The organism is Klebsiella sp. X13 (genome assembly GCF_003323835.1).
Lineage (GTDB): Bacteria > Pseudomonadota > Gammaproteobacteria > Enterobacterales > Enterobacteriaceae > Klebsiella > Klebsiella ornithinolytica.
The window spans coordinates 4131309-4146026 of sequence record NZ_CP030874.1 but is presented as its reverse complement, the minus strand read 5'-3'; the positions used below and the strand labels follow the sequence as shown (position 1 = coordinate 4146026).

The following is a 14718-nucleotide window of genomic DNA, read 5'->3' as shown; positions in this document are numbered from 1 at the left end:
TTTTCCCATGCTCCAGCGTACAGCAAAAAGACCCGCTTTCGCACTCTGCATGTTGGACTGTTTTTCCCTGATTATTGTGCTCCCGAATCGTGCCAGCACGAGAAGTAGCGGAAAGTTTGCGGATCATCGTGCCTGCCAGTACCGCCTCTAAAAACCCCCTCGGTTTATGCTTTAAAAACATATGTCATAAATTTGAAATAATAATGAAATATTAATGTCATTTTCATGTCACAAATAACTGGCAGATTATCTCTGGGAATTTATTGCCCGATCGGCAGCTGAAAATATATGTCTGGATCAGTTTGTTAACTTCGTGTATTAATTATGATAAATTTATTGCACGGGAAGCATGACGATGACTACAGTAGTTTTGAACGTAAAAATTGATGCGGAGTTAAAAGAAAAGCTGCGTCATTATGCGGAAGTAAATAACGAGAATCTGGGTACTGCAACGGAGAAACTGCTGCTGCTGGCATTTCAAATAGCAGATTCAGCAGGTGAGGCGGGGGTTTCGGAAGAGGATATCGATAGCCAGCATACCGAAGAGGAAGCTTCTCCATTAACCCCTAAAGAAATCAAAGCATTAAGAAAAATTCTGAAGAAGAAAAAATGAAACAACAACTCTCTACAGCCAGCAACTATAGCGAAGCCTGCGACTTATTACGTTCAGGGTATGTTAAGCATGTTCGCCTCAACTGGAATATCGGTAGTGATGAGTTCTTTCGCATTGCCTCCGACTGGTGTGATACCGGGGCGAAAATAAAAAAAGATGAAGATGGTTTTATTATCTCGTTAAAAAGCTTTCCTATCCCACGCCAGCATTAATGAAATTTATTCATTGATGTCATCGGGCTGACATATAGCAATGACATCATGAAGTGCAATTTATAAAAAACATCTCATATGCGTCATGGATGATGACTTTTGACGGGCTGAACCCAGCCCGTCGATATTTTATTATATTATTTTACGCATTCGCGTATTTTCACTCTGTTGCGTCAGACCCGCCCACACTGGCTGCAGGGTTGTAAACGCATTGCGCAACTCCTCATCGTCGAGGGTGAAAGGTAAACGCAAGTAGCGGTCAAAGGCGCCAGCCAGACCGAAGCGTGTCCCGGTACCAATATGAATCCCAAGACTCTCCGCTCTTGCTGAGAAGATCGTCGCCAGCATGCCCGGTAATTCTACCCAAAACGACAGTCCGCCTTCAGGCGATGTGAAGCGCCAGCGGGGAAAGTATTCCGTCATGAGCGCGCCACACATATCGCGGCGCGCGGCCAGCATTGCTCGACGCGCCGGGAGCCAGGTGCGATCGTTTTCGAGCAGCCAGCTGCAGGCCAGCTGTTCAAGCAGCGGGGTGCCCAGGTCGAGTGAATCCCGGGCCTGAACTAACGAGGCAATGGTACGTGAGGAGGCGCGGATCCAGCCGATACGCAATCCCCCCCAGAAACTTTTTCCGGCCGAGCCAATCGTGATCACCGGCGCCTCGGGATTGAAGGTCGCCAGCGGCGGCGGTGGCGGAGCGTTGTACCATAAGTCCACCATTGTCTCATCGACCACCAGCGTCGTACGCGTTTGTGCCGCCATATCGGCCACCCGCTGACGGGTGGCGCTATCCATACAGCGACCGGTCGGGTTATGAAAATCAGGCATCAGCCATGCCAGCCGCGGCGCGGTTTGCGCAATGGTTGCCGCCAGTCCGTCGCAGTCCCAGCCGTGCTGCGGCAGGGCGACGCCGACCGGCCGGCAGGAGGCGCCCTGAATGGCGCTGAGCGCCATGGGATAGGATGGCGCATCAATCACCACCCGGTCGCCTGGTCCGGTTAGCAGGCGAAGCACCAGCGAAAATGCGCTCAGTGCGCCGTTCACAATCATCACCTCCTCGCTGCGGGTTGGAAGACCTCGTTCGCAGTAGCGGCGGGCTATCGCCTCCCGCAATACCGGCAGACCGTGCTGATCGTAACCGGTATTGGACAGATGCTGCGGCAGCATTGTCAGGGCCTGATGATAGGCCTGGTGAATCTCAGGTCCGGCGCTCAGAGCGGCGGTGGCCAGATTGACCGATGAGGGACGGAAGTCCACTTTTGTCACCGTGTCCGCTCGTTCCGGCAGCGCGATACGCGAACCGCTTCCCTGACGACTGTAAAGATATCCCTCTTCACGCAGCTGGCCGAGCGCGCTGGCGATGGTAGTGCGGCTGACGTTCAGGGCCGCGGCCAGCTCCCGTTCGCCCGGGAGGCGCGTCTCCAGCGTCAGGCGACCATCGAGAATCAGCAGACGCAGGGCGTCCGCCAGCTGGCGCCAGAGCGGCGTTCGGGTCGAAGACTCTTGCCAGTGGCCCAGCAGGCGTACCAGCGATTGCGTACCGAAGCGACGAGAAACCATAGCGATCCACTTTTAAAAAACTGGCCATTAATTATCAATCCATTTTTGCTGATGATGGCGAGGTCCGCAATCATCCAGAGGTAAAATAAAAAATGTTACGTCGATTAGTGCAGCTCTATATCGGTCTTGTTCTGTACGGCGTGTCGACCGCGTTGTTTGTTCATGCCAATCTGGGTGCCGATCCGTGGGATGTTTTTCATCTTGGCGTGGGTAAGCAGTTTGGCCTCGATTTTGGCACGGTGATTATTCTGACCGGGGCTGCGGTACTGCTGTTGTGGATCCCGCTGCGTCAAATGCCGGGTCTGGGAACGGTCAGCAATGTGATCGTGCTGGGGCTGGCGGCAAACGCCACGCTGGCCGTTCTGCCGCCGATGGAGTCGCTGGTGTTGCGCGGTCTGATGCTGATCGGCGCTATCGTGCTGAATGCTCTGGCCACGGGGATGTATATTGGCGCCGGTTTTGGCCCCGGACCGCGTGACGGGCTGATGACCGGTTTGCATGCCCGTACCGGATGGTCTTTGCGGGGGATCCGCACCGTCATTGAGCTATCGGTCCTGGCGATCGGCTGGGCGCTGGGCGGTACCGTTGGCGTCGGCACCGTGCTTTATGCGCTGACGATTGGGCCGCTCATCCAGCTGTGTTTACCCTGGTTTCGCCAGCCGACGGTGCGCAAAGCGGTCAACGCTACCGGTGAGGTCGTCTCCTGATTTTATCCCGTGACCAGGGATGAGGGCTAAACTTAGCCTTACAGATGCGGCCGGGTTCGCCGGTCGCGCTGTTCACTTCGGAGATCATACTCATGAAGTACGTTGATGGTTTTGTCGTTGCCGTGCCCGCGAAAAATAAGGAGGCCTATCGCGAGCTGGCAGCAAAGGCCGCGCCGCTGTTTAAAGAGTTTGGTGCGCTACGGGTGGTGGAGTGCTGGGCGGACGATGTGCCGGACGGTAAGCTCACCGATTTTCGCATGGCGGTGAAAGCCGAGAGCGACGAAGAGGTCGTGTTCAGCTGGATAGAATATCCGTCAAAAGAGGTGCGCGACGCGGCGAATGCCACCATGATGGCCGACCCAAGGATGAAAGCGTTCGGCGATAGCATGCCGTTTGATGGTAAACGAATGATTTTCGGCGGCTTCCTGCCATTACTGGATGAATAATCTGTCCCGCCGTCCCTTTCCTGTGCAAGGGGACGGCAGGGGCGGGGTCAGGATACTTTGGTAAACAGATGGCGATAATCGCGCACCTCGCCGTCGGTACGAAACAGACCGCCGCCGCTATAGTGCAGGGTCTGCGGCCACCTGGGCTGCGGTTTTACGCGTGCCGCCACCACTTCAAAAATAAAGAAGTTATAGCTGTCCACCAGCGCATCGTCGAAGATCCGGCATTCAAAGCTGGCGTGGCATTCGGCAATGGACGGCGCGGAGACCTGTTCACTGGCTTCCGCGGTGAGCCGGAAGGCGGCAAACTTGTCCACCGCGTCACCGTCACAGTTCCCGATTCTGGCGACCGTCTCCGCCATTGCGGCATCTGGCAGGTTGATAACGCACTCCCCGCTGCGGCGAATCATGTCGAAACTGATATTGCCGGCGGAAATCATGCAACCTACCAGCGAGGGGGAAAACTCCAGCACCGTATACCAGCCAAGGGTCATGATATTATTTCGATCCTGCCAGCGGCTGCTGATTAAGACGACGGCGCCGGGTTCCAGCCAGTGGCGCACATCGTGTAAAGGCCAGGGATATTTTTGCATCTGGGACGTCTCCCTTCATGGATTTACCTTAAGCGTAGCGCAATGCGCTTTAAGGTTATTTTCCGCCCACAGAATAAACTGCTCTTTCGGCAAGGCCGGGCTGTATAGCCAGCCCTGGGCGTAGAGCACATCGTGCTGACACAGCCAGTCGCGCTGTTCTGCTGTTTCGACGCCTTCGGCAATGGTGGCCAGATGGAGCGCTTTTGCCATTTTGATGATATGCGGCGTCAGCGGCTTATATTCGAGGGTATCGACGAAGGATTTGTCAATTTTCAGGATATCGACATCCAGTTTTTGCAGGTAGCTGAGGCTGGAATAGCCGGTTCCGAAATCATCGATTGAAATACGGTGCCCCACCTGACGATAGCGGGCGATCACCGGCAGAGTGGTCTCGGGATCGACGAAACCGCGCTCCGTCAGCTCAAGCGTAATTTGCGCCGGCGCGATCTCCCACTGCCGCAACAGATCGGCCAGAAGGGCTGGCAGGGTAGGCGAGCGCAGATCGTCGACCGACAGATTAATCGAAATGTGGAGTTCCGGATGCATGTGCAGCCACCGGCCGAGTTCGGCGAAAATTTTCCGCACAATATCTTCGGTTAAATGGGTAATGAGCCCGGTCTCTTCGGCAAGCGGAATAAAAATATCCGGCGATAAAAAGCTGCCGTCGGGCTGCTGCCAGCGCGCCAGGGCCTCGGCGCCGACGATTTTGCCATCTTTCAGCGAGACGATGGGCTGGTAATGGACCCGAATCGCGTCGGAGTGCAGCGCATCCAGCATCCCATAGCGCGGCGAGCGTAAGGTGCGGCGCAGTCGCAGTAGCAAAAATGAGGTCAGCAGACTGATAAACAGGCCGAGGGGAAGCCACAGCACCAGCTGATGGCGGAATTTTTCCTGCAGCGGTAGCGTGGATGACCAGGTGGCGATAGCCAGCCCCAGTTCAGGAATACGATGGAGGCGATAAACCGTGTTATCGACGGTGAGCGTCTGGCCATCCAGGTGCTTGATTTGCTCCCAGACCACCGGGTCGAGAGGTTCGCTGCTGGTAATGACCTGCTTTTCTTTCATGCCAAACAGAATGGCGTGAATATTTTCATGGCCGGGCGAGATGATATCGATAAATGAGGCGGGATCGATCATCACGACATGATTCTGACTGCCTAACGCCGTCATTTTGTGCTTCAGACCGAGATCGTTGACCGTAGTGAGCCAGGCCCGATAGCCGTCGGTGGTGAGGTGGTCGGGGGCTGGAAAGGAGACCGGGGTACTGCGATCTTCAAGAGAAGAACATTGCGGTACCGAACCTTTGAGCCACAGTACCTCCTGCACATAGCGATGGGTATAGGCGATTCGGCGCATCGCGAGCAGATGCTGTGGGCTGCAGGCGGCAGCGCTGTGGGCATCGGCTTCCTGCAGCGCTTCTCTTGCCTGGCTCGCCACCTGCTGAATGCGCATCAGCACGCGGGAAGAGTAGTTATCCAGTTCGGAATAAAACAGTATTGTTGCCTGGCTGGTCGCCAGCCAGATGCTTAAGGCAATCGGTACAATAACGGCGAGTATCAATACCCCGGTCACCAGACTCACCAGATTCCTGGTCGTCATGCGCATGTCCTTATGTTATTGGGGTTTTGATGAGTATATCCGATAGCGGAGAAAGGTCGCAGACGAGCGACAATTATTATTGGATTTAAAAAATGCCCGAATCACGACATGGCGCGGATATCGGGCTAACAGTGGATGATCCGCAGCGGTCGAGGCAATGAGCGGTGCGAATTAAAACGAGGGCTGGAGCTGGATGCCGATAGCTTGCGTTATCAGCATCCGGGTTCAGTTTACCGCGTAATCATGACAGCCAGATGTTTTTTAATGAGCATCCGGCGCAGTAATATCGGCGCTGATCCGCAGATCGTTTTCATCGAAAACCATACAGAAGCGGTCGTCGAAGGCGACGTCGATTTTCTGCCACGGGCGGAAGTGAACATCGCCGGGCAGCAGAATTTTTACGTTGTCATGTCCATAGCACTGGCCGAACAGGTAGGTGTTGTTCCCCAGGCGTTCAACCACTTCACATTGAAACTCCACGACCGTGCCGCTGCGAACGTCGGTCGACAGGTGTTCCGGGCGAATCCCCAGCGTCACCGCATCACCGGGTTGCAGCGGCGAGGTGGTGATATTCAGCGTCAGGCTATGATGCTGCGCCATCTGTACGGTGAGCTGCCCCGGCTGCCAGGCGCTGACCGTGGCGGGCAGGAAGTTCATTTTCGGTGAGCCGATAAAACCGGCGACGAACCGGTTGACCGGGTTGTAGTACAGCGCCATCGGCGACCCCATCTGCTCGACTTTCCCGTAGTTCATCACCACGATTTTATCGGCCAGGGTCATCGCTTCCACCTGATCGTGGGTGACATACACCATCGTGGTTTTTAGCTCATGGTGCAGTTTGGCGATGTGCAGACGCATCTCGACGCGCAGCTCCGCATCCAGGTTCGAGAGCGGTTCATCAAACATAAACACCCGCGGGTTACGTACGATGGCGCGGCCGATTGCCACACGCTGGCGCTGGCCGCCGGAGAGCTGTTTCGGTTTGCGGTCCAGCAGATGGGTCAGCTGTAGCGTTTTAGCCACCATTTCGACCTGACGACGAATCTCGTCCTTTGGCACTTTATTAACCTTCAGGCCATAGCCCATATTTTCCGCCACCGTCATGTGCGGATAGAGCGCATAGGACTGGAAAACCATGGCCACCCCGCGGTGGGCGGGCACCACATCATTCATCACCTCATCACCGATCAGCACCTCGCCATCGCTGACCTCCTCAAGTCCGGCGATCATCCGCAGCAGGGTCGATTTCCCGCAGCCGGATGGCCCGACAAAGACCGCAAATTCACCGTCTTCGATATCAAGATTGACCTGGTGCAGCGTCACGGTAGTACCAAACCGTTTGGTGACATTCCTCAGTCGTATATTGGACATCAACATTCCCCGGGGTTAGTAATCGTTATTTGCCGTTGGGATTAGGGTTGCAGTGGTTTTTTGTATTACGTGTAACAACCAGGCTGAACAATGCTCAACAGCGCTGAAATCATGGGATGACTATAACTTCCAGTATTTTTGAGCCCTACATCGATGTTTCATTTCTGCAATCACGATCACACAACTGGTAGTCTGGTGTAGTTTTATACGCCTTCAAAGCGTAGCGTATAACAAATCAGGAAAATCTGGATTTAGCGTTGTAAGTCGCCATTTATCAGTTGATTCAAACACAGCGATAAATGAATTCATCAAATAAAAACCAATAAATTGTTATACCTTCACATGAGGTTGATAATGAAAAAGAACATCCTTGCTGCACTTATCCTCACGACTCTGGCTGCCGGGCAGCTTGTCAGCCTGCAGGCGCACGCCGCCGGTCAGCTGAACGTCTGGGAAGACATCAAGAAATCCGACGGGATTAAAGCCGCGATCGGCGATTTTGAAAAACAGTACGACGTTAAGGTCAACGTGCAGGAGATGCCTTATGCACAGCAGCTGGAAAAGCTGCGCCTTGATGGTCCGGCCGGGATTGGCCCGGATGTGCTGGTGATCCCGAATGACCAGCTCGGGGGGGCGGTTGTGCAGGGGCTGCTGTCGCCGCTGACGCTGGATCAGGCGAAGCAGGAGGTATTCACCCCGGCGTCAATTAATGCCTTCCGGCTGGATAACGTGCTGTATGGCGTGCCGAAAGCGGTGGAAACCCTGGTGCTGATTTACAACAAAGAGCTGATCGACAAACCGCTGGATAGCCTGCAGGCGTGGTTTGACTATTCGAAAGCGCAGCGGGCGCAGAACAAATATGGCCTGCTGGCCAAGTTCGATCAGATCTATTACAGCTGGGGGGCGATTGGCCCGATGGGCGGCTATATCTTCGGCAAAAACGAGAAGGGCGGTTTTAATCCGCAGGACGTCGGTTTGAATAAACCCGGCGCGGTCGAAGCCGTTACCTTCCTGAAAAAATTCTATAGCGACAAGGTCTTCCCGGCGGGGATCCTCGGAGATAACGGGCTGAATGCTATCGACTCGTTATTCACGGAGAAGAAAGCGGCGGCGGTGATCAACGGTCCATGGGCGTTCCAGCCGTACGAAGCGGCGGGGATTAACTACGGCGTTGCGCCGCTGCCGATGCTGCCAGACGGCAAACCGATGAGCTCGTTCCTTGGCGTAAAAGGGTACGTGGTGTCGACCTGGAGCAAAGACAAAGCGCTGGCGCAGCAGTTTATTGAGTTTATCAACCAGCCTCAGTACGTGAAGGCGCGCTATGTGGCAACCGGCGAGATCCCGGCGCTGAAAGCAATGATTGACGATCCGCTTATCAAGAATGACGAGAAAGCCAGCGCGGTGGCGGTGCAATCTGCTCGCGCCACGGCGATGCCGGGTATCCCGGAAATGGGCGAAGTGTGGGGGCCGGCGAACGCGGCGCTGGAGCTCAGCCTGACCGGCAAACAGCCGCCGCAGACGGCGCTCGATAATGCCGAGAAACAGATCAAGATGCAGATCGAGGCTATGCAGGCCAGCAACCAGTAATCGTGATGTCCGTCATTTTAAGGTGACAGGCGCGTTGGCCGCTGACCTGTTACCCGGATTATCAGGGCATAGATGTAAAGAAGCGGGAGGAGGACCTCCCGTTTTCAGAAGGAGTGGTGTGTGATTATCAATCCCAGCGAAAATATTGCCGAGTCGCGCGGCGCAGGACGTCATGCGTGGTGCGGCCTGCTGCTGGCTGTCGTGCCGGGTTTTGGCCAGTTTTATCATCGCCAGTGGCTGAAGGGGCTTGTCTTCCTGGTCCTGCTGAGCAGTTTCATGGGGGTTTTTTATGACTTCCTGCAGGAAGGCCTGTGGGGGCTCTACACCCTGGGCGAGGAAGTCCCGAGGGATAACTCCATTTTCCTGTTGGCGGAAGGGATCATCAGCGTGCTGATCGTCGCTTTTGGCCTGCTCATTTACTCTCTTTCGTTGCGCGACGCCTGGGTTAACGGCAGAAAGCGCGATGAAGGCGTGGCGCTGAACAGCGTGCGCAAACAGTATCAGATGCTGTTGAACCAGGGGTTTCCGTATCTGATGATCAGCCCCGGCTTTATTTTGCTGGTGTTCGTTGTCATCTTCCCGATTCTTTTTGGCTTTGCCATCGCGTTCACTAACTACAACCTCTACCACACGCCGCCGGCGAAGCTGGTGGATTGGGTGGGTTTTAAAAACTTTATCAATATTTTCACGCTCTCTATCTGGCGCTCGACCTTCTTTGACGTGCTGCAGTGGACGGTGGTGTGGACGCTGCTGGCAACGACTCTGCAATGCACCGTCGGTGTGCTGCTGGCAATCCTCGTGAACCAGAAAGATCTGCGCTTTAAACCGATGATTCGCACTATTTTTATCCTGCCGTGGGCGGTTCCGGGGTTTGTCACGATCCTGGTGTTTGCGGGGATGTTTAACGACTCGTTTGGGGTGATCAACAACGCGATTCTGTCGTTCTTTGGCATTGGCCCGAAGGCGTGGCTGACCGATCCGTTCTGGACGAAGACCGCGCTGATCATGATGCAAACCTGGCTGGGTTTTCCGTTTGTCTTTGCCATGACCACCGGCGTGCTGCAGGCGATTCCTGACGATCTTTATGAAGCTGCGACCATGGACGGCGCCAGCGCCTTTACCCGCCTGCGGACCATTACGTTACCGCTGGTGCTGTACTCGATCGCGCCGATCATTATCACCCAGTACACCTTCAACTTTAACAACTTCAACATCATTTACCTGTTCAACAACGGCGGTCCAGCGGTCGCCGGTTCGAACGCCGGCGGGACGGACATTCTGGTGTCGTGGATCTACAAACTGACGATGTCGTCTTCGCAATATGCCATTGCGGCGACCATTACTATCCTGCTGTCGATATTTGTCGTCGGCCTGGCACTGTGGCAGTTCCGCGCCACAAAATCCTTCAAAAACGATGACATGGCGTAAGGGAAGCAACATGGCTAAATCACCCAGTATTAAACGCGAAAAGTGGATTCGCCTGTCACTCACCTGGCTGATTGTTATCCTGGTCTCGGTGGTGATTATCTATCCGCTGGTCTGGACCGTCGGCGCGTCGCTGAATGCCGGAAACAGCCTGCTCAGCACCTCGATTATTCCGGAGAACCTGTCATTCCAGCACTATGCCGACCTGTTCAACGGCAATGTGAACTACCTCACCTGGTACTGGAACTCGATGAAAATCAGCTTCATGACCATGGTGCTGACCTTAATCAGCGTCAGTTTTACCGCCTACGCCTTTTCCCGCTTTCGTTTTAAAGGGCGGCAGAATGGACTGATGTTGTTCCTGCTGCTGCAGATGATCCCGCAGTTTTCTGCGCTGATTGCGATCTTCGTGCTCTCGCAGTTGCTGGGACTGATCAACAGCCATCTGGCGCTGGTGCTGATCTACGTTGGCGGCATGATCCCGATGAATACCTGGCTGATGAAGGGCTATCTCGACGCGATCCCGAAAGATCTGGATGAGTCGGCAAGAATGGACGGTGCCAGCAGCTTCCGTATTTTCTTTGAGATCATTATGCCGCTGTCAAAACCGATTCTCGCGGTGGTGGCGCTGTTTTCATTCACCGGTCCGCTGGGCGATTTTATTTTGTCGAGCACCATCCTGCGTACGCCGGACAAATACACGCTGCCGATTGGCCTGTACAACCTGGTGGCGCAAAAAATGGGCGCCAGCTACACCACTTACGCAGCAGGAGCGGTGCTGATTGCCGTTCCGGTCGCGATTCTCTACCTGGCATTACAAAAATACTTTGTTTCCGGCCTGACCTCTGGCAGTACAAAAGGATAACCCCATGAAAAGATTAACACCCGCGTTGCTTGCTGTTTGTCTGGCATGCAGTTTTTCCCCCGCTGCACTGGCCGCCGAGGCGCTGCAAACGCGCGCATTTCGCGCGCTGCCTGCGGATTTTATTAAAGGCGCTGATATCTCTACGCTGCTGGATGCGGAAAAGCACGGGGCAAAGTTTTATAACCACAACAACCAGCAGCAGGATCCGATCGCCATTTTGAAGGCCGATGGCGTGAACTATGTCCGCCTGCGCCTGTGGGTTGACCCGAAAGATGCGCAGGGTCAGGGCTACGGCGGCGGTGATAACGATCTGGCGGCGACGCTGGCGCTGGCGAAGCGGGCAAAAGCGCAGGGTATGAAGCTGCTGCTGGATTTCCACTACAGCGATTTCTGGACCGACCCGGGTAAACAATTCAAACCGAAAGCCTGGGAAAAAATGGATTATCCGCAGCTGAAAACGACCATTCACGACTACACCCGTGACACCATCGCCCGCTTTAAACAGGAAGGCGTTCTGCCGGATATGGTGCAGATTGGCAATGAGATAAATGGCGGCATGCTGTGGCCGGAAGGCAAAAGCTGGGGGCAGGGCGGCGGTGAATTTGACCGTCTGGCTGGCCTGCTGAATGCGGCAATCGACGGCCTGAAAGAGAATCTGCAGAATGGCGAGCAGGTGAAAATCATGCTTCATCTGGCTGAAGGCACTAAGAACGATACCTTCCGCTGGTGGTTTGATGAAATCAGTAAGCGCAACGTACCGTACGACATCATCGGTCTGTCGATGTACACCTACTGGAACGGCCCGATTAGTGCGCTGAAAGCGAATATGGATGATATCAGCAGGCGCTATAACAAAGATGTGATCGTCGTGGAAGCCGCCTATGCCTATACCCTGGAAAATTGCGATAACGCGGAAAACAGTTTCCAGGCCAAAGAAGAAAAAGAGGGCGGTTATCCGGCCACGGTACAGGGACAATATAATTATATCCACGATTTAATGCAGGCCGTTGCCGATGTTCCCGACCAGCGCGGGAAAGGTATTTTTTATTGGGAACCGACCTGGATCGCCGTGCCGGGAAATACCTGGGCTACACCGGCGGGAATGAAATATATCCACGATGAATGGAAGCAGGGTAATGCCCGGGAAAATCAGGCGCTGTTTGATTGCCAGGGAAAAGTATTACCTTCAGCAAAAGTCTTTAATTAATCGTTAAGTTTTACACTTCAGGATGTTTATTATGAATAAATTTGCGCCTTTGAGTCCGAAGGTCAATGCGCTATTGCATGGCGCTGACTATAACCCGGAACAGTGGGAAAATTATCCCGGTATTATCGATCAAGATATTGCCATGATGCAGCAGGCTAAATGCAATGTCATGTCGGTGGGGATTTTCAGCTGGGCCAAACTTGAACCTCAGGAAGGCGTATTTGAATTTGGTTGGCTGGACAGCATTCTGGATAAGCTGTACGCCGCCGGTATTCACGTATTTCTGGCTACGCCAAGCGGCGCGCGCCCGGCCTGGATGTCGCAGGCCTATCCGCAGGTGCTGCGAGTGGGGCGCGACCGGGTACCGGCGCTGCACGGCGGACGGCATAACCACTGTATGACGTCACCGGTTTATCGGGAGAAGATTTTTAAAATCAACAGCCTGCTCGCGGAACGCTACGCACAGCATCCGGCGGTTCTCGGCTGGCATATTTCCAATGAATATGGCGGAGATTGCCATTGTGAACGCTGTCAGGCGCGGTTCCGCGACTGGCTGAAAGCGCGTTATCAAACGCTGGATAATCTCAATCACGCCTGGTGGAGCACTTTCTGGAGCCATACCTACAGCGACTGGTCGCAGATTGAGTCGCCGGCACCGCAGGGGGAAGTGTCCATTCACGGGCTGAACCTTGACTGGCGTCGCTTTAACACGGCGCAGGTCACGGACTTCTGCCGCCATGAGATTGCCCCGCTGAAGGCGGCGAATGCCGACCTGCCGGTGACCACCAACTTCATGGAGTACTTCTACGATTACGACTACTGGCAGCTGGCGCAGGCGCTGGATTTCATCTCCTGGGATAGCTATCCGATGTGGCATCGCGACAAAGATGAAACCACGCTGGCCTGCTATACCGCGATGTACCATGACATGATGCGCAGTCTGAAGGGCGGCAAGCCGTTCGTGCTGATGGAATCAACGCCGAGCGCCACCAACTGGCAGCCGACCAGTAAGTTGAAAAAACCGGGGATGCATATTCTCTCCTCCATGCAGGCTGTCGCCCACGGGGCAGACTCAGTTCAGTATTTCCAGTGGCGTAAGAGCCGTGGCTCGGTGGAGAAATTCCACGGCGCGGTCATTGACCACGTTGGTCATCTGGATACCCGCGTCGGCCGCGAAGTCAGCCGGCTGGGTGATATGCTCAGTCGTCTGCCTGGCGTGGTGGGCTGTCGCACCGATGCGAAAGTGGCGATTATCTTTGACCAGCAAAACCGCTGGGCGCTGGATGATGCGCAGGGCCCGCGTAATCTCGGGATGGAGTATGAAAATACCGTTAATGAACACTACCGGCCATTCTGGGAGCAGGGTATTGCGGTCGATATCATCGATGCCGATGGCGACCTGAGCGCCTACCAGCTGGTTATCGCCCCGATGCTGTATATGGTTCGCGATGGGTTTGCCGCGCGCGCCGAAGCGTTTGTCGCCGACGGAGGCAATCTGGTGACCACTTACTGGACGGGGATCGTTAATGAGTCCGATCTTTGCCACCTTGGTGGTTTCCCGGGACCGCTGCGCAACCTGCTGGGGATTTGGGCGGAGGAGATTGATTGCCTGAATGACGGCGAGCGCAACCTGGTTCAGGGGCTGGCAGGCAACGAAGGCGGGTTACAGGGGCCGTATCAGGTGCGCCATCTGTGCGAGCTGATTCATGCCGAAAGCGCCCGGCCGCTGGCAACCTATCGTGATGATTTCTACGCCGGCCGCCCGGCGGTGACCGTTAATCATTTCGGCAAGGGGAAGGCCTGGCATGTCGCCTCACGCAACGACCTGGCTTTCCAGCGCGATTTCTTCGCGGTTATCAGCCGGGAGCTGGCCTTACCGCGGGCGATCGAGAGTGAGCTTCCGCCGGGCGTGGTCGCCACGGCCCGCACCGATGGCGAAACGACCTATGTTTTCTTGCAGAACTACAGCGCTCAGCAGCACAGCGTAAGCCTGCCGCAGGGCTATCAGGACAGTCTCTCCGGTGCGGCCATTAGCGCGCCGTTGACCTTAACCGCATGGGACTGCCGTATTCTCAGTCGTAAAGCGTAATCACTGCGTTATCCGAGCCTGCTCCTGCGAGCAGGCTTTTTTTTACCTTGATATTATCAGGAGTGCATGATGGTAAGTTTAAAATCCTTTCTGCATTATTTCGCCCAGCCTCGCCAACCGGTGCCGTTAAGTGATGTTGAAAAGCAACAGCTACAGGATTTAATTCAGGCGTTTGGTGGGGAGGGAAATATTGTTAATGTCGACGCCTGTATTACGCGTTTACGGGTCACGGTGAATAATCTGGCTATCGTCGATTCTCAGGCGCTACAGCAGCAAGGGGCGCTGGGTGTAATTATTATCGGGCAACAGGTGCACGCTATTTTTGGCAAGCAGTCTGATACCTTACGTCAACTATTAGATGAGCATTTTACCAGCCGTAAATAAAATTCATAAATAAAAAGGGATAACTCAATATAGAGTTATCCCCAAAACAAGACAAAGAAA

14 protein-coding genes are annotated in these 14718 nt (G+C 54.6%); 10 read left to right on the top strand and 4 right to left on the bottom strand.

Annotated elements, in window-relative coordinates:
- Positions 1 to 355: 355 nt before the first annotated feature.
- The gene (locus DSD31_RS19695; RefSeq protein ID WP_015585023.1) at positions 356 to 613 is read left to right on the top strand and encodes a hypothetical protein; all 258 of its coding nucleotides are present in this window, start codon (positions 356 to 358) and stop codon (positions 611 to 613) included.
- Positions 610 to 825: a hypothetical protein gene (locus tag DSD31_RS19690; protein WP_004858752.1), complete on the top strand. Its 216-nt coding sequence runs from the start codon at positions 610 to 612 to the stop codon at positions 823 to 825. Before DSD31_RS19695 ends, DSD31_RS19690 begins: the two co-directional genes overlap by 4 nt.
- A gap of 132 nt (positions 826 to 957) precedes the next feature.
- On the opposite strand, the gene yczR is transcribed toward DSD31_RS19690, so the two are convergent.
- A complete protein-coding gene (gene yczR / locus DSD31_RS19685; RefSeq protein ID WP_113991268.1) occupies positions 958 to 2385 on the bottom strand; it encodes a MocR-like transcription factor YczR in 1428 nt (475 codons plus the stop codon).
- A 92-nt stretch (positions 2386 to 2477) separates the two neighbouring features.
- Here yczR and yczE point away from each other — a divergent pair, with 92 nt between their 5' ends.
- Positions 2478 to 3092, top strand: a complete 615-nt coding sequence (gene yczE / locus DSD31_RS19680; RefSeq protein WP_004858761.1) for a membrane protein YczE — start codon at positions 2478 to 2480, stop codon at positions 3090 to 3092.
- A gap of 92 nt (positions 3093 to 3184) precedes the next feature.
- Positions 3185 to 3538: a DUF1428 domain-containing protein gene (locus tag DSD31_RS19675; RefSeq protein ID WP_004858763.1), complete on the top strand. Its 354-nt coding sequence runs from the start codon at positions 3185 to 3187 to the stop codon at positions 3536 to 3538.
- A gap of 47 nt (positions 3539 to 3585) precedes the next feature.
- Here the strand turns inward: DSD31_RS19675 and DSD31_RS19670 are convergent, their stop codons facing one another.
- The 3 genes from DSD31_RS19670 to DSD31_RS19660 all read right to left on the bottom strand — a co-directional run bounded on the left by DSD31_RS19670 (position 3586) and on the right by DSD31_RS19660 (position 7101).
- Positions 3586 to 4131, bottom strand: a complete 546-nt coding sequence (locus tag DSD31_RS19670; protein WP_032716760.1) for a flavin reductase family protein — start codon at positions 4129 to 4131, stop codon at positions 3586 to 3588.
- Between the two features lie 15 nt (positions 4132 to 4146).
- On the bottom strand, positions 4147 to 5730 hold the full coding sequence (locus DSD31_RS19665) for an EAL domain-containing protein (protein ID WP_032716762.1): 1584 nt from the start codon (positions 5728 to 5730) through the stop codon (positions 4147 to 4149).
- 261 nt (positions 5731 to 5991) lie between these two features.
- Entirely contained in the window at positions 5992 to 7101 is a 1110-nt protein-coding gene (locus DSD31_RS19660; protein WP_004858768.1) for an ABC transporter ATP-binding protein, read from the bottom strand.
- 354 nt (positions 7102 to 7455) lie between these two features.
- On the opposite strand from DSD31_RS19660, the gene DSD31_RS19655 reads away from it, so the two are divergent.
- The 6 genes from DSD31_RS19655 to DSD31_RS19630 all read left to right on the top strand — a co-directional run bounded on the left by DSD31_RS19655 (position 7456) and on the right by DSD31_RS19630 (position 14658).
- On the top strand, positions 7456 to 8688 hold the full coding sequence (locus DSD31_RS19655; RefSeq protein WP_113991267.1) for a maltodextrin ABC transporter substrate-binding protein: 1233 nt from the start codon (positions 7456 to 7458) through the stop codon (positions 8686 to 8688).
- Between the two features lie 120 nt (positions 8689 to 8808).
- Positions 8809 to 10116 carry a carbohydrate ABC transporter permease gene (locus DSD31_RS19650; RefSeq protein ID WP_004858770.1) on the top strand — a complete coding sequence of 436 codons (1308 nt, stop codon included), beginning with the start codon at positions 8809 to 8811 and terminating at the stop codon, positions 10114 to 10116.
- 10 nt (positions 10117 to 10126) lie between these two features.
- The gene (locus DSD31_RS19645; protein ID WP_004858771.1) at positions 10127 to 10978 is read left to right on the top strand and encodes a sugar ABC transporter permease; all 852 of its coding nucleotides are present in this window, start codon (positions 10127 to 10129) and stop codon (positions 10976 to 10978) included.
- Positions 10979 to 10982: 4 nt separating this feature from the next.
- Positions 10983 to 12185, top strand: a complete 1203-nt coding sequence (locus DSD31_RS19640; protein ID WP_004858772.1) for a glycoside hydrolase family 53 protein — start codon at positions 10983 to 10985, stop codon at positions 12183 to 12185.
- 31 nt (positions 12186 to 12216) lie between these two features.
- Complete coding sequence (locus tag DSD31_RS19635) at positions 12217 to 14274, top strand: beta-galactosidase (protein WP_088402142.1); 2058 nt, start codon at positions 12217 to 12219, stop codon at positions 14272 to 14274.
- 69 nt (positions 14275 to 14343) lie between these two features.
- Positions 14344 to 14658 (top strand): glucose PTS transporter subunit EIIB, encoded by a 315-nt coding sequence (locus tag DSD31_RS19630; protein ID WP_015585016.1) that lies wholly within the window; start codon positions 14344 to 14346, stop codon positions 14656 to 14658.
- Positions 14659 to 14718: the final 60 nt, after the last annotated feature.

Coding starts and splice junctions, on each gene's coding strand:
- DSD31_RS19655 (WP_113991267.1), top strand. CDS start 7,456: ATGAAAAAGAACATCCTTGCTGCACTTATCCTCACGACTCTGGCTGCC.
- yczR (WP_113991268.1), bottom strand. CDS start 2,385: ATGGTTTCTCGTCGCTTCGGTACGCAATCGCTGGTACGCCTGCTGGGC.
- yczE (WP_004858761.1), top strand. CDS start 2,478: ATGTTACGTCGATTAGTGCAGCTCTATATCGGTCTTGTTCTGTACGGC.
- DSD31_RS19640 (WP_004858772.1), top strand. CDS start 10,983: ATGAAAAGATTAACACCCGCGTTGCTTGCTGTTTGTCTGGCATGCAGT.
- DSD31_RS19695 (WP_015585023.1), top strand. CDS start 356: ATGACTACAGTAGTTTTGAACGTAAAAATTGATGCGGAGTTAAAAGAA.
- DSD31_RS19635 (WP_088402142.1), top strand. CDS start 12,217: ATGAATAAATTTGCGCCTTTGAGTCCGAAGGTCAATGCGCTATTGCAT.
- DSD31_RS19670 (WP_032716760.1), bottom strand. CDS start 4,131: ATGCAAAAATATCCCTGGCCTTTACACGATGTGCGCCACTGGCTGGAA.
- DSD31_RS19645 (WP_004858771.1), top strand. CDS start 10,127: ATGGCTAAATCACCCAGTATTAAACGCGAAAAGTGGATTCGCCTGTCA.
- DSD31_RS19660 (WP_004858768.1), bottom strand. CDS start 7,101: ATGTCCAATATACGACTGAGGAATGTCACCAAACGGTTTGGTACTACC.
- DSD31_RS19675 (WP_004858763.1), top strand. CDS start 3,185: ATGAAGTACGTTGATGGTTTTGTCGTTGCCGTGCCCGCGAAAAATAAG.
- DSD31_RS19630 (WP_015585016.1), top strand. CDS start 14,344: ATGGTAAGTTTAAAATCCTTTCTGCATTATTTCGCCCAGCCTCGCCAA.
- DSD31_RS19665 (WP_032716762.1), bottom strand. CDS start 5,730: ATGACGACCAGGAATCTGGTGAGTCTGGTGACCGGGGTATTGATACTC.
- DSD31_RS19690 (WP_004858752.1), top strand. CDS start 610: ATGAAACAACAACTCTCTACAGCCAGCAACTATAGCGAAGCCTGCGAC.